This is a genomic window from uncultured Arenimonas sp., assembly GCF_963976025.1.
Classification (GTDB): Bacteria; Pseudomonadota; Gammaproteobacteria; order Xanthomonadales; family Xanthomonadaceae; genus Arenimonas.
The window spans coordinates 1-19,343 of sequence record NZ_CAXBJS010000004.1; the positions used below are offsets into that span (position 1 = coordinate 1).

At 69.5% G+C, this 19,343-nt stretch carries 20 protein-coding genes; 7 read left to right on the forward strand and 13 right to left on the reverse strand.

Annotation, left to right across the window (positions count from 1 at the left end; all coding sequences use genetic code 11):
* The 3 genes from AACZ35_RS00595 to AACZ35_RS00605 form a co-directional block, all read left to right on the forward strand.
* Positions 1-496, forward strand: a 496-nt coding sequence (locus tag AACZ35_RS00595) for a hypothetical protein (RefSeq protein ID WP_339824772.1), incomplete at its 5' end; no start/stop codon positions are given.
* 78 nt (positions 497-574) lie between these two features.
* Complete coding sequence (locus AACZ35_RS00600) at positions 575-1,861, forward strand: phospholipase D-like domain-containing protein (RefSeq protein WP_339824774.1); 1,287 nt, start codon at positions 575-577, stop codon at positions 1,859-1,861.
* Entirely contained in the window at positions 1,858-3,963 is a 2,106-nt protein-coding gene (locus tag AACZ35_RS00605) for a TonB-dependent receptor (protein ID WP_339824777.1), read from the forward strand. Before AACZ35_RS00600 ends, AACZ35_RS00605 begins: the two co-directional genes overlap by 4 nt.
* Positions 3,964-4,015: 52 nt before the next feature.
* On the opposite strand, the gene rpmG is transcribed toward AACZ35_RS00605, so the two are convergent.
* The 12 genes from rpmG to AACZ35_RS00665 form a co-directional block, all read right to left on the reverse strand.
* Positions 4,016-4,180: a 50S ribosomal protein L33 gene (gene rpmG / locus AACZ35_RS00610; RefSeq protein ID WP_034224346.1), complete on the reverse strand. Its 165-nt coding sequence runs from the start codon at positions 4,178-4,180 to the stop codon at positions 4,016-4,018.
* A gap of 13 nt (positions 4,181-4,193) precedes the next feature.
* Complete coding sequence (gene rpmB, locus AACZ35_RS00615) at positions 4,194-4,430, reverse strand: 50S ribosomal protein L28 (protein WP_339824784.1); 237 nt, start codon at positions 4,428-4,430, stop codon at positions 4,194-4,196.
* A 220-nt stretch (positions 4,431-4,650) separates the two neighbouring features.
* Complete coding sequence (locus AACZ35_RS00620) at positions 4,651-4,980, reverse strand: lipid-A-disaccharide synthase N-terminal domain-containing protein (RefSeq protein ID WP_339824787.1); 330 nt, start codon at positions 4,978-4,980, stop codon at positions 4,651-4,653.
* A gap of 4 nt (positions 4,981-4,984) precedes the next feature.
* On the reverse strand, positions 4,985-5,710 hold the full coding sequence (locus tag AACZ35_RS00625; protein WP_339824790.1) for a glycosyltransferase family 2 protein: 726 nt from the start codon (positions 5,708-5,710) through the stop codon (positions 4,985-4,987).
* A 72-nt stretch (positions 5,711-5,782) separates the two neighbouring features.
* On the reverse strand, positions 5,783-6,688 hold the full coding sequence (locus tag AACZ35_RS00630) for a ParB/RepB/Spo0J family partition protein (protein ID WP_339824792.1): 906 nt from the start codon (positions 6,686-6,688) through the stop codon (positions 5,783-5,785).
* Positions 6,685-7,467 carry a ParA family protein gene (locus tag AACZ35_RS00635; RefSeq protein WP_339824794.1) on the reverse strand — a complete coding sequence of 261 codons (783 nt, stop codon included), beginning with the start codon at positions 7,465-7,467 and terminating at the stop codon, positions 6,685-6,687. The genes AACZ35_RS00630 and AACZ35_RS00635 overlap by 4 nt, the downstream gene beginning before the upstream one ends.
* Positions 7,468-7,497: 30 nt before the next feature.
* Entirely contained in the window at positions 7,498-8,145 is a 648-nt protein-coding gene (rsmG, locus tag AACZ35_RS00640; protein WP_339824796.1) for a 16S rRNA (guanine(527)-N(7))-methyltransferase RsmG, read from the reverse strand.
* A 27-nt stretch (positions 8,146-8,172) separates the two neighbouring features.
* Positions 8,173-8,586: a hypothetical protein gene (locus AACZ35_RS00645; protein WP_339824799.1), complete on the reverse strand. Its 414-nt coding sequence runs from the start codon at positions 8,584-8,586 to the stop codon at positions 8,173-8,175.
* Between the two features lie 111 nt (positions 8,587-8,697).
* A complete protein-coding gene (locus AACZ35_RS00650; RefSeq protein WP_339824802.1) occupies positions 8,698-9,669 on the reverse strand; it encodes a glutathione S-transferase family protein in 972 nt (323 codons plus the stop codon).
* 57 nt (positions 9,670-9,726) lie between these two features.
* On the reverse strand, positions 9,727-12,360 hold the full coding sequence (locus AACZ35_RS00655; protein WP_339824804.1) for an EAL domain-containing protein: 2,634 nt from the start codon (positions 12,358-12,360) through the stop codon (positions 9,727-9,729).
* Positions 12,361-12,397: 37 nt separating this feature from the next.
* Positions 12,398-13,909 carry an ABC transporter ATP-binding protein gene (locus AACZ35_RS00660; RefSeq protein WP_339824806.1) on the reverse strand — a complete coding sequence of 504 codons (1,512 nt, stop codon included), beginning with the start codon at positions 13,907-13,909 and terminating at the stop codon, positions 12,398-12,400.
* The gene (locus tag AACZ35_RS00665; protein WP_339824809.1) at positions 13,906-14,751 is read right to left on the reverse strand and encodes an ABC transporter permease subunit; all 846 of its coding nucleotides are present in this window, start codon (positions 14,749-14,751) and stop codon (positions 13,906-13,908) included. Before AACZ35_RS00665 ends, AACZ35_RS00660 begins: the two co-directional genes overlap by 4 nt.
* An 80-nt stretch (positions 14,752-14,831) precedes the next feature.
* On the opposite strand from AACZ35_RS00665, the gene AACZ35_RS00670 reads away from it, so the two are divergent.
* From AACZ35_RS00670 to aroE, 4 genes are all read left to right on the forward strand, one after another.
* A complete protein-coding gene (locus tag AACZ35_RS00670; protein ID WP_339824812.1) occupies positions 14,832-15,248 on the forward strand; it encodes a hypothetical protein in 417 nt (138 codons plus the stop codon).
* A complete protein-coding gene (locus tag AACZ35_RS00675) occupies positions 15,235-16,845 on the forward strand; it encodes a PA domain-containing protein (RefSeq protein WP_339824815.1) in 1,611 nt (536 codons plus the stop codon). The genes AACZ35_RS00670 and AACZ35_RS00675 overlap by 14 nt, the downstream gene beginning before the upstream one ends.
* An 89-nt stretch (positions 16,846-16,934) precedes the next feature.
* Positions 16,935-17,924 (forward strand): porphobilinogen synthase, encoded by a 990-nt coding sequence (hemB, locus tag AACZ35_RS00680; protein ID WP_339824817.1) that lies wholly within the window; start codon positions 16,935-16,937, stop codon positions 17,922-17,924.
* Between the two features lies 1 nt (position 17,925).
* Complete coding sequence (aroE, locus tag AACZ35_RS00685; RefSeq protein ID WP_339824819.1) at positions 17,926-18,765, forward strand: shikimate dehydrogenase; 840 nt, start codon at positions 17,926-17,928, stop codon at positions 18,763-18,765.
* Between the two features lie 16 nt (positions 18,766-18,781).
* On the opposite strand, the gene AACZ35_RS00690 is transcribed toward aroE, so the two are convergent.
* Entirely contained in the window at positions 18,782-19,315 is a 534-nt protein-coding gene (locus AACZ35_RS00690; RefSeq protein ID WP_339824821.1) for a gamma carbonic anhydrase family protein, read from the reverse strand.
* Positions 19,316-19,343 lie beyond the last annotated feature (28 nt).

Genomic DNA, 19,343 nt, shown 5'->3' on the forward strand with positions numbered 1-19,343 from the left:
ACAACCCCGGTCAAAACGAGCAATCGCGAGCGGCAAGGCCCTCGACCGGCGCGTGGAGGCGTATCTGGTCGAAAGTGCAGGCGAACATGGGTACGCGGAACCGGTAACGCTGGTGCTGCATGGAACGCCACTGATCGAAGAAAGCCTTGGCGACATCGGCGACGCCATCCACGCGCATTTCGCCCTGGCTTCCGCCCAGGCTGAGCGCAGGCACCGGCGGCGCAGCCGCGTCGGCCGCATCGCGATGTTCGCAGGACTGGCCACCCTGGGCGCGGTCCTGGTGCTCAGGCACTGGCTGGCCATGGCCCCGCCGCCCTTGGGTGAGGTGCTGTCCGAAGGGTTGCTGATCCTGGCGTGGGTGGCGCTGTGGCGACCCATCGAGACGATCGGCTTCGACTCCTGGGAGAGCCGCATCGAGCGCGGCATCCTGCGCAAACTGGCGCAGGTGCCGCTGCGCTGGCACGGCGACGCTTCCAAACCCACGCCCGCAGGCTGAACGCCAGCGCCGCCGTCGGTCGCGCCCGGGCGGCCGGGGCTGGCACACTTGGGCCCCCTCGCCGCCGGTGGCCTTGCCATGACCGACAGGAACCGCCTGAAGCTCCAGTGGGTGCTGTACACGGTGGTGCTCACCATCGTGGGCATCGCCATCGCCGCGAATTTCGACGTTCCCGAACGCCAGCTCGAGCGCAAGGTCGAGCACCTGCATGGCATCGGCAGCTCCCAGTTCCGTCGCGAGGTCGGCTCGATGCTGGGCCCGTCCGTGGTCAACGGCAACCACGTCGAGGCCTACAACAACGGCGAGGAAATCTTCCCGGCGATGCTCGAGGCGATCCGGTCCGCGGAAAAGACCATCAACTTCGAGACCTATATTTACTGGTCGGGTGGAGTCGGCGTGGAGTTCGCCGAGGCCTTCGCCGAACGCGCCCGCGACGGCGTGAAGGTCAACGTCATCGTCGACTGGGTCGGCGGCCTGAAGATGGACCAGGAGCTGGTGGCGCTGATGGAAGACGCCGGCGTGCGGGTGGAGCTGTACCGTCCGCTGAAGTGGTACAACATCAGCCGCCTGAACAACCGCACCCACCGCAAGCTGCTGATCGTCGACGGCAAGCTGGGTTTCACCGGCGGCGTCGGCATCGCCGACATCTGGTCGGGCGACGCAGAGGATCCGGATCACTGGCGGGACATGCATTTCAGCGTGCGTGGCCCGGTGGTGTCGCAGCTGCAGGCGGCGTTCAACGACAACTGGATCAAGTCCACCGGCGAAATCCTGCACGGCGAAACCTACTTCCCGCCGCAGTCCGAGGCCGGGGAAATGGACGCGCAGATGTTCATCAGCTCGCCCGTGGGCGGCGGCGCCACGATGCACCTGATGTACCTGATGGCCATCGCCGCGGCCGAACAGAGCCTGGATATCCAGGCTTCATATTTCGTGCCCGACGAACTGGCGCTGGAGGCCATGCTGGCCGCCATCGAACGCGGCGTGAAGGTGCGCATCCTGGTGCCCGGCGAACATATGGATTCGGAAACCGTCTCCATCGCCTCCAAGAAACTCTGGGGCCCGCTGCTGGAGGCCGGCGCCGAGGTCTACGAATACAAGCCGACGATGATGCACGTGAAGATGATGATCGTGGACAATTTCATGGTGTCGGTGGGTTCGACCAATTTCGACGAACGCAGCTTCCATCTCAACGACGAAGCCAGCCTCAACATCTACGACCGCGACTTCGCCCTGGCCATGACCGAGGTCTTCGAGGCCGACATGCGCCGCTGCGAAATCTACGACCACCAGAAGTGGAGCGAACGCCCCTGGACCGAGAAGTTCATGGAAACGGCGATCATCCCGCTGCGTTCGCAGCTGTGACCCACGCCTTGCGCTGGCTGCTGCTGCCCGCGCTGGCGGGGCTGGGCGCCGCGGCGGGCGTTTGTGCTCAGGAAACGCCGGTGCAGCTTGAGCCGCTGGTCGTCACCGCCACGCGCCAGCCGCTGCCGCGGCTGGACGTGCCGGCGGCGATCAGCGTGCTCGACGCCGGCGACCTGCGCGGTGGCCGCGCCGCACTTTCGCTGGCCGAGTCATTGCCGCGCATCCCGGGCGTGGTGGTGCGCGAACGCCAGAACCAGGCCCAGGACGTGCAGCTGTCGATCCGCGGCTTCGGCACGCGCGCGAGCTTCGGCGTGCGCGGGGTGCGCCTGTACGCCGATGGCATCCCGGCGACGATGCCCGACGGCCAGGGCCAGGTTTCCCACTTCCTGTTGCCGGCCGCCGAACGCATCGAGGTGCTGCGCGGCCCGTTTTCGGTGCTTTACGGCAATTCCAGCGGCGGCGTGGTGTCGGTTTTCAGCGAGGCGCCGCCGGCGGTTGCCGAAGCCGGCGCCGAAGGCCTGGCCGGCTCCGACGGTCTGTGGCGTGCATCGGCGTCCTGGCGCGGGCCGGTGGCCGCAAGCGCCGGGCTGCGGCTGGACGTGCAGCGCGCGGCCGCCGACGGCTACCGCCGGCATTCGGCCTGGCGCCGCGATGGCGCCCAGCTGCAGCTGCGCGGGCAGACCTCGCGTGGCGGCGAGTGGACGGTGCTCGGCAACCACCTCGACCTGGCCGCCGACGACCCGCAGGGCCTGAGCGCCGCCCAGCTTGCCGGCGACCGCCGCGCTTCGAGCCAGGGCGCGCTGCTGTTCGACACCCGCAAGACCGTGTCGCAGCAGCAGCTGGGTGCCCGCTTCGCGCAGCCGGTCGGCGAAGGCCACGAGCTGGCCCTGGTGGCCTACACCGGCCGCCGCCAGACCTTCCAGGTGCTGTCGATCCCGGTGTTCGTGCAGGCCAGCCCGACCTCGGGCGGCGGCGTGATCGACCTGGACCGCGACTACCGTGGGTTCGACGCGCGCTGGCGCTGGCAGGCCACGGACACGCTGTCGCTGGTGCTGGGCGCCAGCCAGGAGCGGGCGGACGAAACCCGCCTGGGTTTCGAAAACTTCATCGGCAGCCAGCTTGGCGTGGTCGGCGCCCTGCGCCGTGACGAAGACAACGCGGTGCGCAGCGACGACGTGTACCTGCAGGCGGACTGGCAGCCGGCCGAGCGCTGGCGTTTCAACGGTGGCTTGCGCAGCAGCCGGGTGCGCTTCGACTCGCTCGACCGCTACGTGCGCCCCGGCAATCCCGACGACAGCGGCACGCGCCGGTATTCGCGGGTGTCGCCGGTGGTGGGCGTGCTGTACCGGGCCAGCGAACGGACCAGCCTTTACGCCAACGCCGGCCGCGGCTTCGAGACCCCGACCTTCGCCGAACTGGCGTATCGCAGCGACGGCGCCAGTGGCCTGAACGACCTGGCGCCGGCACTGAGCCGGCACGTCGAATTTGGCCTGCGCTGGCAACAGGCGCGCTGGCAGGGTGATGTGGCGCTGTTCCAGGCCACGACCACCGACGAACTGGTGGTGGCCGCCAGCCAGGGCGGCCGCACGGTGTTCGACAATGCCGGCCTGACCCGCCGCCGCGGCGCCGAACTGTCGCTGGCGCTGGAGCTGGCGCCGGCCTGGTCGCTGGCCGCCAGCGCCACCTGGCTCGACGCGCGCTACCGGCGCGACGTGCCGGCTTGCGACACGCCGCCCTGCGCCGATGGCCTGCGCATCGAGGCCGGCCGGCGCCTGCCCGGCATCGCCACGCGCATGGCCTGGGCCGAACTGCGCTGGCAGGCCGGCGAACGCACCGACCTGTGGCTCGAGGCCCGCGCCAGCAGCCGCTTCTACGCCAACGACGCCAACAGCGCCGCCGCGCCCGGCCACGCCCTGCTGGGCCTGGGCGCCGAGCAGCGCTTCGGCAACGGCCGCTGGACCGCCTGGGCACGCATCGACAACCTGGCCGACCGCCAGGTCATCGGTTCGGTGATCGTCAACGAAGGCAACGGCCGCTACTTCGAGCCGGCGCCGGGGCGGACCTTCATGCTCGGCCTGCGCCTGGATTCGCCGCTGCAATAAAAAAACCCGCCACGAGGGCGGGTTTTTCAGGAAGCGATCGAAGTCGTGGGGCTTACTTGATCTTGCCTTCCTTGTACATCACGTGCTTGCGGACGACGGGATCGTACTTCTTGATCTCCATCTTGTTCGGGGTGGTCTTCTTGTTCTTGTCGGTCGTGTAGAAATGACCGGTGCCGGCAGAAGACGTCAGGCGGATCTTGTCGCGCTTGGATGCCATGGTTCAGTCCTCCTCAGATCTTTTCGCCGCGGGCGCGCATTTCGGCCAGGACGGAGTCGATGCCGTTCTTGTCGATGGTGCGCAGGGCGTTCATGGAAACACGCAGTTTGATCCAACGGTTTTCCGAGGCTACCCAGAAGCGGCGCTCGTGCAGGTTGGGAAGGAAACGGCGGCGGGTACGGTTGTTGGCATGCGAGACGTTGTTGCCGCTCTGCACACCCTTGCCGGTAACTTGGCAAACTCGGCTCATTGTGGAACTCCTGGGTCAGGACTGGCCGCCCATAGCCCGGGCGGCGGCGGCCCCGCGCGGCGGGCCGGAGGGCCTGCAGGCGCATGCGATGCGGGATACAGCGAACGCTCCGCCAGAGGCCGGGATCGCACTACCGGGGCTAGGGCCTGGGGGCAATTGCGGAGCGAGCCGCGCATTATGCCCGCAGGCAGGCCCGGGGGCAATACTTATCCACAGGGGGCTAATGCCCGGCGCGGTCCCGGTGCCAGCCGCGGTGCTGGATGTCCAGGTACAGGCTGTAGGCGGCGGTGAAGGTGGGGAAGAGGTTCTGCAGCACGCCCACGGAGTCCTGCTTGGACGAAAACAGGAAGTAGCTCAGGGTCATCATGGCCCCGACCAGGCTCATGTACCAGAACACCCGGGGGATCACCGGCTTGCCGGCCCGGCGCGAGGCGAAGAACTGGACCACCCAGCGCCCGCCGAACATCAGCGCGCCGGTGTAGCCGATCAGCTTCCACGGGGTGACGTGCAGGCCGGACCAGTCCAGCCACATGATTTCCTGGTTCATCATGGCCTTACTCCAGTTCGCGCACGGCGGTGCGGCGGCTGCGGGTGATCAGCCAGGCCACGCCCATCAGGTCGCGGATGCCGACCAGGGCGCGGCCCAGGTTGGTGTATTTGGAGGCGCCGGCCCCGCGCGGCCGGTGGTTCACCGGCACGCTGGTGGTGCGCCAGCCGGCGCGCTGCATCAGCGCGGGCAGGTAGCGGTGCATGTGGTCGAAATAGGGCAGGTCGAGGAAAGCGGCCCGTTCGAACAGTTTGGTGCCGCAGCCGGTGTCGGGCGTGGCGTCGCGCAGCATGCGCGAGCGGATGCTGTTGGCCCACTTCGAGGCCCACTTCTTGCTGCCGCTGTCCTGGCGGTTGACCCGCCAGCCGGCGTAGAGCTTCACGTCGGCCGGGCCGGCATCGCGGGCGGCCACGAGCTTTGGCAGGTCGGCCGGATCGTTCTGTCCGTCGCCGTCGAGCGTGGCGACCCAGGGCGCGCGGGCGGCTTTCACCCCGTTGCGGATGGCGGTGCTCTGGCCCGATTGCACTTCGTGCGCCAGCACCCGCAGTTCCGGGGCCGTCGCCCGGGCGCCCTGCAGCAGCGCCAGGGTGCCGTCGCGGCTGTGGTCGTCGACGAAGATCACTTCGAAGTCCAGCACGCCGCGCAGGGCGGCCACGGTTTCGGCCAGCAGCGCCAGCACGTTGCCTTCTTCGTTGAAGGCGGGGATGACGACGGACAGCTGCGGTGAACTCACGGGGTGGATGGGCCTGGGCGGGAATCGGTGGGGGATTCTCGCAGGTGGCCTGTTAAAACTTGGCTATCCGGATCAGCCGCGCAGGCGTTCGAGGATGCCTTCCAGGCTGTCCAGGCCGTGGTAACTGATAACCAGTTTGCCGCGGCCGCCGCGGCCGTGCTGCACGGCGACCTTGGCGCCCAGTTTTTCCGACAGCTCGCGCTCGAGCGCGGCGATGTCGGCGTCGGACTTTTTCTCCGGCCCCTTCGTGGGCTTCTTGCCGGGGATCTGGCCCTTGGCCATCAGCTGGGCACGACGCTCGACCTCGCGCACCGACCAGCCTTCGGCCACGGCTTCGCGGGCCAGGGCCAGCGCGGCCTGCGGCGCCAGGGTGAGCAGGGCGCGGGCGTGGCCCATTTCCAGCTGGCGGTCTTCTAGCAGCTTGCGGATGCCTTCGGGCAGTTCGAGCAGGCGCAGCAGGTTCGACACCGAGGCGCGCGAACGGCCCACGGCTTCGGCGGCCTGCTGGTGGGTAAGGGAAAACTCGTCGATCAGCCGGCTCAGGGCCAGGGCTTCTTCGAGCGGGTTGAGGTCTTCGCGCTGGATGTTCTCGATAAGCGCCATCGCGATCGAGGCGCGGTCGTCGACCTCGCGCAGCACCACCGGCACGTCGGTCAGGCCGGCCTGGGTGGCGGCGCGCCAGCGGCGTTCGCCGGCGATGATTTCGTAGCGCGCGACGCCGGCCTTGTCCTTGCCGATGCTGCGCACGACGATCGGCTGGATCAGGCCCTGGGCCTTGATGGACTCGGCCAGCTCGGTGAGCTTGTCGGGGTCCATGCCGCTGCGCGGCTGGTACTTGCCGGGCTGGAGCTGGTCGATGGGCAGCGTGTGCAGGCCCTCGCCGCCGGACGCGTCGTCGCCCGCAGGCGCCGCGCCCTTGTTGCCGGTGCCCAGCAGGGCGTCGAGGCCGCGGCCGAGGCCGCGCTTCTTGCTGCTCATGCCATCTCCTTGTGGATCTTCTTCTCGCGGCGAACGATTTCGCCGGCCAGGCCCAGGTAGGCAATGCCGCCCCGGCTGCCGCGGTCGTAGCCGACGATGGACTGCCCGTGGCTGGGCGCTTCGGCCAGGCGCACGTTGCGCGGGATGATCGAGCGGAACACCTTGTCGCCGAAGTGCCGGGTCAGTTCGCCCGACACGGCGTTGGCCAGGTTGTTGCGCACGTCGAACATGGTGCGCACGATGCCGTCGATCTCGAGCTGGGGGTTCAACTTGCCCTTGAGCGCATTGATGGTGTCCACCAGCGAGCTGAGGCCTTCGAGCGCGAAGTATTCGCACTGCATCGGCACGATCACGCCGTCGGCCGCGGCCAGGGCGTTGAGCGTGAGCAGCGACAGCGAGGGCGGGCAGTCGATGATCAGGTAGTCGTAGCGGTCGCGCAGCGGGGCCAGCGCGGTCTTGAGGCGCTGTTCGCGGGCCGTTTCGTCCATCAGCCGGATTTCGGCGGCGGTCAGGTCGATGTTGCCGGGCAGCAGGTCGAAACCTTCCGGCGACTTCACCACCACCGATTCGGCCGAACATTCGCCCAGCAGGACTTCGCAGGCGGAATTGTCCAGCTCGCGCTTGTCCACGCCCGAGGCCATGGTCGCGTTGCCCTGGGGGTCCATGTCGACCAGCAGCACACGCCGGGGCGTCTGCGCCAGCGCGGCGGCCAGGTTCACGGCGGAGGTGGTCTTGCCGACCCCGCCCTTCTGGTTGGCGATGGCGATGATGCGACCCATGCGATCTCCTTGCGCGGCCTGGACCGGGGATTATGCCGGCTTGGCCGGGTCACGGGTGACCGTGACCAGGTGGCGGTCGCCTTCCAGCCCCGGAACCACCAGGGTTTCAAGGGCTTCCACCCGCCAGCCGGGCGGCAGGGCGGCGATTTCGGCGTCGGGGCGCTGGCCCTTCATGGCCAGAAGGCGGCCGTCCGGCGCCAGCAGGTGGCCACCGACGGCCAGGATGCCGGCCAGGGTGTCCATGGCGCGGGCGGTGATCTGGTCGAAGGCGCCGGGTTCGTCCACCGCTTCGGCCCGGGATTCGAGCACGCGCACGTTGTCCAGGCCGAGCGTTCGAACCACTTCGCGCAGGAAGCGGGTCTTCTTGGCGATGCTTTCGACCAGGGTGACCTGCAGGCCCGGCACGGCCAGGGCCAGCGGGATGCCGGGCAGGCCCGGGCCGGTGCCCAGGTCGGCCAGGGTGCCCGGGCGCACGTGGCGCCACATCGACAGCGAGTCGAGCAGATGTTTGCCCACCATTTCGCGCGGGTCGCGCACGGCGGTCAGGTTGTAGGTGCGGTTCCAGCGGTCGAGCAGGGCCAGGTAGTCCAGCAGCCGGCCGGCCAGCGGCTGCGGCGCCAGGCCGAGCGCGACCAGCCCGGCTTCAAGCTCGGGCAGGAGGTGGGAAAGCGGATTCATGCCGCCATTATGGCGACAACCCGGTTTTCAGGCGAAGCGGCAGCGGATGACGCGCAGGCCCTTGGGGCCCAGCTGCTGGTTCATGGCGGTCTTCAGCTCATCCGCGCCGGTGGGCGCGTCCAGCAGGGGCAGGGCCTCGCGGATGACCAGGGCGTCGATGTCGTCCAGGGCCTCCCCGGCCAGGGCCGGGTCCAGGATCTGGTAATAAAGCTCGACTTCGGTGCCGTCGGCGCCGACCACCGACAGGTGGTGGCCGATCAGGCAGACCGGCCGGCCCAGTTGATCAAGCCCCGGCAGGGTCCAGCGCCAGCCCGGGCCCAGGGCGCGGACGAAGCGCCCGAAGCGGTGCACGGTGACCACGCTGTTGTCCGGAACCCGGCGCAGGCCCGTCAGCCAGGCAAGGGGCGCGAGGGGCATCGGCAGGGGCAGGAGCGGGGACATGAAAGTCATGGTTGCCAGTAACTTAGCCGGGGTTTGTGAAGCATAGTCTTATTAACGTGACTATTCCCGGAATTCGGCCAATCCGGCGCCGGCGGCCCAGGCCGCCAACCGCTACCCCCGCCCGTGCGGCGCCTCCAGGTCCAGGATTGGCCCCTTGGGCACGATGCCGGTCGGATTGATCATGTCGTGGCTCTGGTAGTAGTGGCCCTTGATGTGCCGGAAATCCACCGTTTCGGCGATGCCGGGCAGCTGGTAGAGCTCGCGCAGGAAACCCGACAGGTTCGGGTAGTCGGCGATGCGGCGCAGGTTGCACTTGAAGTGGCCCACGTACACCGCGTCGAAACGGATGAGCGTGGTGAACAGCCGCCAGTCGGCTTCGGTCAGCGCATCGCCGCAGGTGTAGCGGGTTTTCGCCAGCCGTTCTTCCAGCCAGTCCAGCGCGGCGAACAGCGGCACCACGGCATCTTCATAGGCTTCCTGGGTGGTGGCGAAGCCGGCTTTGTACACGCCGTTGTTGACGTCGTCGTAGACGCGGCGATTGACCTTGTCGATCTCCGCGCGTCGCAGTTCCGGGTAATAGTCGCCCGGCGCCGCGCCGATGTCGTCGAAGGCGCTGTTGAACATGCGGATGATGTCGGCCGATTCGTTGCTGACCACGGTGGCGCGCTCGCGGTCCCACAGCACCGGCACGGTGACGCGTCCGGAATAGCTTGGGTCGGCCTTGAGGTAAAGCTTGTACAGCCTGTCCACGCCGAACACCGGGTCGGGAACCACGCCGGGCCCGGGTTCGAAGGTCCAGCCCTGATTGCCCATCAGCCAGTTCACCACCGACACGTCGATCATCTTCTCCAGCCCCTTCAGGCGCCGGAAGATCAGCGTGCGATGCGCCCAGGGGCAGGCCAGCGAGACATACAGGTGGTAACGCCCGGGTTCGGCCTTGAAGCCGCCTTCGCCTTCAGGCCCGGGGGCACCGTCGGCGGTGACCCAGTTGCGGAACTTCGACTTCGAGCGCTCGAAGCGACCGCCGCTCTTCTTGGTGTCGTACCAGGCGTCCTGCCACTTGCCGTCGACCAGCAATCCCATGGTTTTCTCCGTCTGCTTGAACAAGTACCCGACCATAACGCGCCGGGTGCGACGGGGTCAGTCCACGGATAGACCATAACGTTGCAGTATCTCGTCGGCCGAGGCTGGTTTGGAAAACAGGTAACCCTGGCCCAGGCCCAGGCCGAGCAGGCGCAGCTGGTAGCGCTGTTCTTCGGATTCGATGCCTTCGGCGATAACTTCCAGGCCCAGCGAATCAGCCAGCAGGCGGATCGCGCGCACGATGGCGGTGCTGCCGCCGCTTTCGCCGCTGCGCAGCTCGTGCACGAAGCTGCGGTCGATCTTCAGGCCGTGCAGCGGGAAGCGGTGCAGGTAGCTCAGCGACGAATAACCGGTGCCGAAGTCGTCGAGCAGGGTCATCACGCCGGCATCGCGCAGGCGGCCCAGGCAGGACTGCACTTCTTCGGGCTGTTCAAGCAGCGCGCCCTCGGTGACTTCCAGGCGCAGGCTGGCCGGGCGCACGTTGTGGCGGGACATCAGTTCAAGCAAGCGCTGGTCGAAGTCGGGCGCGCGCAGGTGCCGCGGCGACACATTGAGCGTGGTGTAGGCGCGGCCGACCGAAAGCCGGCGGATGTCCTTGCAGACCAGGTCGTAGAGCTGCCAGTCCATGTGTTCGAGGCTGCCGGTTTCTTCGGCCGTGCCCAGGAAATCGTCGGGCATGCACAGCCCGCGCACCGGATGGTGCCAGCGCATCAGCGCCTCGAAGCCGACCAGGCGGCCGTCGGCCAGGCTCAGGATGGGCTGGTAGTGCGGCACGAATTCCTGGCGGTGCAGCGCGCGGCGCAGGTCGCCTTCGAGTTCAAGCAGCTTGAGCGCGGCTTCGTGCAGGTGTTCGTCGAAGATGGCGAAACGCTGCCGGCCGGTGGCCTTGGCGCGGTACATGGCCACGTCGGCATCGCGCAGCAGCTCTTCCGGGCTGCGGTAGCGCGGGTCCACCAGGGCGATGCCGATGCTGGCAGAGGTGTAGAGCTCCTTGCCGGCGATGCGCATCGGCTCGGCCAGCGAGGTGATGACCCGTTCGGCCACCGCCACCGCGTCGTCGATGGTGTGGATGAAGTCGAGCACGATGGCGAACTCGTCGCCGCCCAGGCGCGCCACCATGTCCGGGTCGCGCACGCAGCGGCTGATGCGGCGCGCGGCTTCCTTCAGCAACTCGTCGCCGACCAGGTGGCCGACCGAGTCGTTGACCACCTTGAAGCGGTCGAGGTCGAGGAACAGCACCGCGAACAGCTGCTTGGGATCGTAGCGGTAGCGCGACAGCGCCAGGCCCATGCGCCCCAGCAGGTGGCTGCGGTTGGGCAGGCCGGTCAGGGTGTCGTGCATGGCCTCGTGCTTGAGCTTGTGCTCCATGCGCTCGCGCACCGAGATCTGGTCGAGCAACTCGCGGTTGGCGTCGGCCAGTTCGCTGGTGCGCGCGGCCACGCGCTGTTCAAGCTCGGCGTAGGCCTCGCGCAGCGATTCATGCGCCTGCCGGCGCTCCAGCGCCTGGGCGATGTGGAAGGACACGAAGCTCAGCAGCTCCTGGTCGCGCCGGGTGTACAGGTAATCGGGCGTGTAGCTCTGCACCGCGATGACGCCGGCGACGGTGCCTTCGATCTGCAGCGGCACGCCCAGCCAGCACACAGAAGGCGTGCCGAAGGACTGCACCTTGCCTTCGGCGACCAGGCTGTGGATGCCGTTGCGGTCGGTCAGCAGCGGCTCGCCCGAGGCCAGAACGAACTCGGTGAGGCCGCGGGCCAGCTTGCGGCGTGGGCGCGCCTGGTCGCGTTCGTCCACCGAATACGGGAAGTCCAGCTCCTGGCCGTCGGGCGTGAGCAGGGCGATGAAGAAGTTGCGGGCGTCGAGCAGGGCGCTGACGATGCCGTGCACTTCGGCGTAGAAAACCTCGATGCTTTCGCTGCGGCCGGCCTGTTCGGCGATGCGGAACAGCGCCGCCTGCAGGCGTTCGCTGCGTTCGCGTTCGGCGACCTGCTGGCGAAGTTCGCTGGTGCGTTCGTCGACGCGGCGTTCCAGTTCTTCCTTGGCGTCGCGGCGGGCCAGCGCGGTCAGGATGTGCTGGGCCACGTAACCGAGCAGGGCGCGGTCGTCTTCGCTGTAGCGGGTGTTCGGGTCGTAGCTTTGCACCACCACGGCGCCGCGCACCACGCCTTCGTCCACCATCGGCACGCCCAGCCAGTCTTCGCTGTCCGGGCCCAGGGTTTCGTCGCGGCCGACGCCCAGTTCCAGGCGCACGTCGGTCGAGGGGCCCAGTACCGGCTTGCCGTGGCGGATAAGCGCCAGGGTGAGGCTGTTGCCCATCTCCGAGCCGGGGATTTCTTCGTCCGGATCCGGGCAGATGGGGTCCTGGCTGTCGGCGAAGTAGATGAAGCGCATCGTGTCCGTTTCCGGCGAGTAGCGCACGATGTAGAAGTTCTCGGCGTACATCAGCCGGCCGACGATTTCGTGCAGGCCGCGCATCACCGTGGCGGTGTCTTCGCCGGAGCTGGCCAGGTCGGAAATCGCGAACAGGGCGCGCTGCAGGCGCTCGGCCCGGCCCAGGCGTTCGACGTCCACCCGCAGGCGCTGGACCTCGGCGGCGAGTTCGGCGGGATCTTCGGCGCGCAGCCGCACCGGGCCGGCGGGTGGCGGCGTGGCGGTGGCAACGCTGGACGAAAGCGGACTGCGTGGCTTCAAAAAGTGAACCCTTCCCCTGAAGGTCGGCCCGACTATATCAGCCCGCCGCGCGGCCGCCGGCCAGCACTTCGGCGGTCGGGCCCAAGGCCACCAACCGGCCGTCGGCGAGCACCGCGCAGCGTTCGGCCAGGGCCCGGGCAGCCTGCCAGTCGTGGGTGATGAACAGCAGGGCCAGGCCGCGTTCGCGCTTGAGCTTCGCCAGCAGGGCCAGCACGCCGGCGCGGTGCTGGGCGTCGAGCGCCGACACCGCCTCGTCGCAGACCAGCAGGTCCGGGCCAGTGGCCAGGGCGCGGGCGATGGCGACACGCTGGCGCTGGCCGCCGGAAAGCTGGTGCGGGAAACGTGCGGCCAGTTCCGGCGCCAGCCCGACCGACTCGAGCAATCCGGCGACATGGGCCGCCCGGCCCGGCGCCGGCGTGATGCCGTGGATGCGCAGCGGTTCGGCCACCAGGTCGCGTACCCGCATGCGCGGGTCGAGCGAGGCATACGGGTCCTGGAAAACCACGCCGATTCGCCGGCGCAGCGCGCGCAGCCGCCCGCTGCCCGCAGCCAGCAGGTCTTCGCCGTCGAATTGGATGCGGCCGCCGACCCCCTGCCGAAGCAGCCGCAGCAGCGCGCGACCGAGGCTGGACTTGCCGCTGCCGCTTTCGCCGACCAGGGCCAGGCATTCGCCGCGGTGCAGGGCCAGGCTGATGCCGGTGACGGCGGGCCGGGCCTGCCCCGGGTAGGCCACCTGCACGGTGTCCAGGCGCAGCAGTTCGGCGCCGGGCGCCGGCGCGTCCGGGGCCGGCAGCCGGTCGGCCGCCAGCAGTTCGCGGGTATAGGTGTGGCGCGGGGCGGCAAAAATCGCGGCGCTGGCACCCTGCTCCACCACTTCGCCCTGGCGCAGGATCGCCAGCTGGCCGGCGTGGCGGGCGACCAGGGGCAGGTCGTGGCTTACCAGCAGAACCGACACGCCCAGGTCGTTGCGCAGCGTGTCCAACATTTCCAGGGCTTCGCGCGCCAGGCGCGGGTCCAGGGCCGAGGTGGGCTCGTCGGCCAGCAGCACGCGCGGATTGCCGGCCAGGGCCAGGGCCAGCAGCACGCGCTGGCGCTGGCCGCCGGACAGCTGGTGCGCGTACCGGTTCAGCATCTGCGCCGGCGCCGGCAGCTGCAGGCGTTCGAACAGCGCGATCGCCTCCCGGCGGGCGCCGGCGCGGTCGAGTCCGCGCAGCAAACGCAGCGATTCCTCCAGCTGCGCGCCGAGCGTGCGCAGCGGGTGCAGCGCTGCCTGCGGGTCCTGCGGCACCCAGGCCAGCACGCGGCCGGGCAGGGTGGCGTGGCGGGCGCCGCCCAGGGGCAGGCGTTCGCCGTCGAGGTCGATTTCCCCGCGGGCGGTCAGGCCGGGTGGCAGCAGGCCCAGCAGCGCGGCGATGGTCAGGCTTTTGCCGCTGCCGCTTTCGCCGACCAGGCCCAGGCATTCGCCGGCGGGAAGGACCAGGCTTACCGGGCCCAGCAGGCGGCGTTCGCCGGCGTGCACTTCCAGGCCGTGCAGCAAGAGTTGGCTCACCTGCCCTCCCCGCGCACGTCCAGCCAGTCGCGCAGGCCGTCGCCCAGGAACTGGAAGGCCGCCAGCGTCGCCACCAGGAAACCGGCGGGGAACAGCAGCGACCAGGGTGCGATGTCGAGCTCCTGGGTGCCTTCGCCCAGCAGGCCGCCCCAGCTGGCCGCCGGTTCGTCCACGCCCAGGCCCAGGAAGCCCAGGAAACTTTCCACCAGGATCGCCTGCGGCAGGATCAGGCCCAGGTACACCAGGCCCAGTGGCAGCAGGTTGGGCAGCAGGTGCCAGCGCAGCACCTGGTCGAAGCGGGCACCGGCGGCGCGTGCCGCCAGCACGAACGGCATGTCGCGCAGGCGCGCGGCCTCGGCGCGGGCAACGCGGGCCAGGTCGATCCATACGTAGCCGCCGATCGCCGCCAGCAGCAGCCACAGCGAACGCCCGAACAGCGCCAGCAGCAGGATCACGATCAACAGGAAGGGCAAGGCCGAAAGGACGTCCAGCCCACGCACCATCGCGCGTTCGATGCGGCCGCCGGCGTAACCGGCGATGGCGCCGTAGGCCAGGCCGATCACCAGCGCGACGATCGTCGCCAGGGCGCCGATAGTGAGCGACAGCCGTCCGCCGGCCAGCGTGCGCGAAAGAATGTCGCGGCCGATCGCATCGGTGCCGAACCAGTGCCCGTTCGAAAGCGAAGGCGGCGCCGACAGCGCGGTCCAGTCCGGACGGTGCGGGTCGGGCAGGCCCAGCAGCCAGGGCCCGGCCCAGCAGGCCAGCACCAGCGCGGCGATCACCCACAGGCAGGCACGGGCCTGGCGGGGCAGGCCTTCTCGCGGTGATGACGTGGTCTTCATCGAACCATGATCATGCCAGCACCAGCCTCCGGAACGGGGACCCCCACCCCCATGCCCTTCCACCTGTTCTGGAGCCCCGCATGACTATCCTTGCACCCCGGCCCCTCGCCGCTTCGTTGGCGATGGCGCTGTTCCTGACCCTTCCCGCGGCCGCCGCGGACCAACCCACCCCCGAAGAACCGGGCAGCAAGACGGCCATCGACCGCGACACCGGCCGCCTGCGCGCCACCACCGCCGCCGAGGATCGTGCCCTCGCACGCGACGCCGAGCGACTCAAGCGCGAACGTGGCCCGATCGCCGCCCCGGGCGTGGCCACGCTCGTTCGACCGGCCACCGAAGCCGAGGCATTGCAGACCCAGGTCCGCCACGCCGATGGTTCGGTATCGATGATGGTGCCCGAGAGCTTCGACAGCGAGCTCGTGGTCACCCGCACCGCTGACGGCCGCTTGGTCACCCGCCACGGCGACGCCGGGGAGGTCGATCATGCGCACGACTAAGTCCGTACTCGCCCTGGCCCTGGCGGCCGCCTTCGCCGCCACGCCGGCGCTCGCGGCCGAGATCGTGGTGGTCAACCTTGACGCCGGCACCGGCGCCGGCCTCGACGACCCGACCCCGCGCGCGCCGCAGGGCGGCAACCCCGGCACGACGCTCGGCGAACAGCGCCAGGTCGCCTACGCCTACGCGGCGCGCATGTGGGGCGCGATCATGCAGTCCGACGTGCCGATCAACGTGGGTGCGCGTTTCATCCCGCAGGCCTGCACGGAAACCGGCGCCGTGCTCGGTTCGGCCGGCACCACCCAGATCTTCCGCGACTTCCCGGGCGCGACCCGGCCCAATACCTGGCACAACGTGGCACTGACCGAATCGATCGTCGGCTTCGACGTCAACCCCGGCGGGCTGGACATCATTTCCCAGTTCAACAGCCGCATCAGCGGCGACCCGGCCTGCCTGGGCGGCGCCGACTGGTATTACGGCCTGGACGGCCAGACGCCCGCCGGTACGGTGAACTTCCTCAACGTGGTGATGCACGAGATCGGCCACGGCATCGGCTTCCAGAGCTTCCTGAGCCTGGGGAACGGCAGTTACCTGGGCGGTTTCCCGGATGTTTACCTGTCGAACGCCTTCAACAACACGGTCGGCAAGTCTTTCCTCGACATGACCGCGGCCGAGCGCGCCTTTGCGGTGCGCGACGCCGGCGGCACCGTCTGGACCGGGCCGGATGTGTCGGCGGTGGCGCCGGGCTATCTCGACGCGCAGCTGGCGCTTGACGTGGCAGGGCTTGCCGACCCGTTGCCGGTGGGACGCTCGAGCCTGGGCCCGGCGGTCACCGACGGCACTTTCTCAGGCACCGTGGCGGCGGCCGATGACGGCGAGGGCGCCGGCACCGATGCCTGCACGGCGCTGGTGAACGCGGCCGACGTCGCCGGCAGGATCGCGCTGGTCGACCGGGGCGGTTGCACCTTCGACACCAAGGCGCTCAATGCCCAGGCCGCCGGCGCGGTGGGCGTGCTGGTCGCCAACAACGTGCCGGGCGTGGTCGAGCCGGGTGGCGTCAATCCGGCCGTCACCATCCCGGTGCTGGGCATCAGCCAGGACGGCGGCGCGCAGCTGCGTGCGCTGGCACCCGGCGTGGCGGTGGCGGCGGTGCTCGACCCGCTGCGCCGCGTCGGTGCCGACGACGCCGGCCGCGTGCGCCTGAACACACCGGCGGCGCTGGCGCCCGGTTCGACCTTCTCGCACTTCGACACGGCGCTGAACCCGAATGCGCTGATGGAACCGTCGATCACCGGCACCCTGCGCGCCGACATCGACGTGGACCTGACGCCGGCGCTGTTCCGCGACACCGGCTGGAAAACCCAGGACCGCAATGCCCGGCTGGGCGAATGCGACCTGGGAATTCCGGTGGTGAACCCGGACGGTGTTGCGATCGGCGCCAGCCTCGAGGCGCGGGGCCTGGTGTGCTCGGCCTTCGCGCCCAACCGCGGTCAGTACGTCAGCTGCGTAGTGGGCTACGCCAATGACCTGGCCGAGGCCGGCTTGATCGAAGGCCGCGACAAGGGCCGCATCGCCAGCTGCGCTGCACGCCAGCGTTGACCCAGGCATGGGGGCCGGCCCGTCCGGCCCCCCTTGCTGTTTCGCCGGGCGGCGTATCATGGGCGGGACGATCACGACGAGCCCGCCCGATGGCCTTTCCGTACACGCGCCCGCGCCGCCTGCGCCGCGACGATTTTTCCCGCCGGCTGGTGCGTGAGCACCGGCTGTCGGCCGATGACCTGATCCTGCCCGTGTTCATCCACGAGCCCGACGGCCGCGCCCCGGTGGCCTCGATGCCGGGCGTTGAACGCCAGTCGGTGGACGAACTGCTGCGCACCGCCGCCGACGCCGTTGCGCTGGGCATCCCGGCGGTGGTGCTGTTCCCGGTCACCGCGCCCGAAGCCAAGTCGCTTGACGCCGCCGCGGCCTGGGCCGACGACGGCCTGGCCCAGCGCGCCATCCGCGCCCTGAAGCGCGAGTTCCCGCAGCTGGGCGTGATCACCGACGTCGCGCTCGACCCCTACACCTCGCACGGCCAGGACGGCTTGGTGGATGGTGACGGCTACGTGGCCAACGACGACACCGTCGAAGCCTTGGTGAAGCAGGCCCTCTCGCACGCCGACGCCGGCGCCGACGTGGTGGCGCCCAGCGACATGATGGACGGCCGCATCGGCGCCATCCGCGAAGCGCTGGAAGAATCCGGCCATGTAAACACGCGCATCCTGGCGTATTCGGCCAAGTACGCCTCGGCCTTTTACGGGCCCTTCCGCGACGCCGTCGGCAGCGCCGGCGCCCTGGGCAAGGGCGACAAGAAAACCTACCAGATGGACCCGGGCAATTCCGACGAAGCCCTGCGCGAAGTCGGCCTGGACCTGGACGAAGGCGCCGACATGGTGATGGTCAAACCCGGCATGCCCTACCTGGACATCGTGCGCCGGGTGAAGGACCACTTCGGCGTGCCGACCTTCGCCTACCAGGTGAGCGGCGAGTACGCGATGCTCAAGGCCGCGGCCATGAACGGCTGGCTGGACGAACGCGCCTGCGTGCTCGAGGCGTTGCTGGGCTTCAAGCGCGCCGGCGCCGACGGCGTGCTCACCTATTTCGCGCTCGACGTCGCGCGCTGGCTCAAGGAGGACTGACATGACTGCCCGTTACGCCGTGTTCGGACACCCGGTGGTGCACTCGCTGTCGCCGCGCATCCACGCCGCATTCGGCACCCAGCTGGGTATCGCGATGCAGTACGCCGCCATCGACGCCTCGCCGGAAGACTTCGCCAACGCCCTGGGCGCCTTCGCTGCCGGCGGCGGCCTGGGCGCCAACATCACGCTGCCGCACAAGGAGCGCGCCCTGGCCCTGTGCACCGAAGCCAGCGATCGCGCGCGCCGCGCCGGTGCCGCCAACACACTGAGCCGGCGCAACGGCCAGTGGCACGGCGACAACACCGACGGCGTTGGCCTGGTGCACGACCTCACCGAACGCCGCCGCCTGGACCTGCGCGGCCGCCGGGTGCTGATGCTCGGTGCTGGCGGCGCCGCGCGCGGCGTGTCGCCGGCCCTGCTCGATGCCGGCATCGGCGAACTGTGGGTGGTCAACCGCACCTCCGAACGCGCCGATGCCCTGGCCGACGCCCTGGGCGAGCCGGGTCGCGTGCATACCCGCTACTGGGCCGACCTGGGCAACCTGGGCGCGTTCGACATGATCGTCAACGCCACCTCGGCCGGCCGCAGCGGCGGCATCGAACTGCCGTTCTCGCTGACCACCTCGCGTACGCTGGCGGTGGACCTGAGCTACGGCGAAGCCGCGGTGTCGTTCCTGGCCTGGGCCCGCGCCGCGGGCTGCGAACACGCCTTCGACGGCATCGGCATGCTGGTGGAACAGGCCGCCGAAAGTTTCGCCATCTGGCACGGCAAGCGCCCGGACACCGACCCGGTGTTCGCCTCGCTCACCGCCCGCGCCGACTCACTGCAGACCGCGGACTGAGCCGCGGTGGCCAGGCTCAGGGCGCCAGGTAGGCGTCCTTGAGCTTCACGTAGTGTTTGGCGCTGTAGTAGAGCTGCTCGATTTCCTTGTCGCTGAGCTTGCGCACCGGCTTGGCCGGGTTGCCCAGCCAGAGCTCGCCGCTGAGCACCTTCTTGCCCGGCGGCACCACGGCGCCGGCGCCGACGAAACCATGGTCCATCACTTCGGCGCCGTCGAGCACCGTCGCGCCCATGCCGATCAGCACCGCATTGCCGATCGTGCAGGCGTGCACGATGGCGCCGTGGCCGATGGTGACGTCGTCGCCGATGATCGTCGGGAAGCCGCCCGGCCGGGTGAACGGGCCTTCGTGGGTGACATGGATGATCGTGCCGTCCTGGATATTGGTGCGGGCGCCGATGCGGATGTGGTTGACGTCGCCGCGCACCACGCAGCCCGGCCAGACCGAGCTGTCCTCGCCCAGGTGCACGTCGCCGATGACGGTGGCGGCCGGATCCACGTAGGCCCGGGCGCCGAGGGTGGGCAGGATGCCCTTGAAGGGTCGCAGGTTCATGCCGCGATTCTAACGGGTGGCGGCGTTA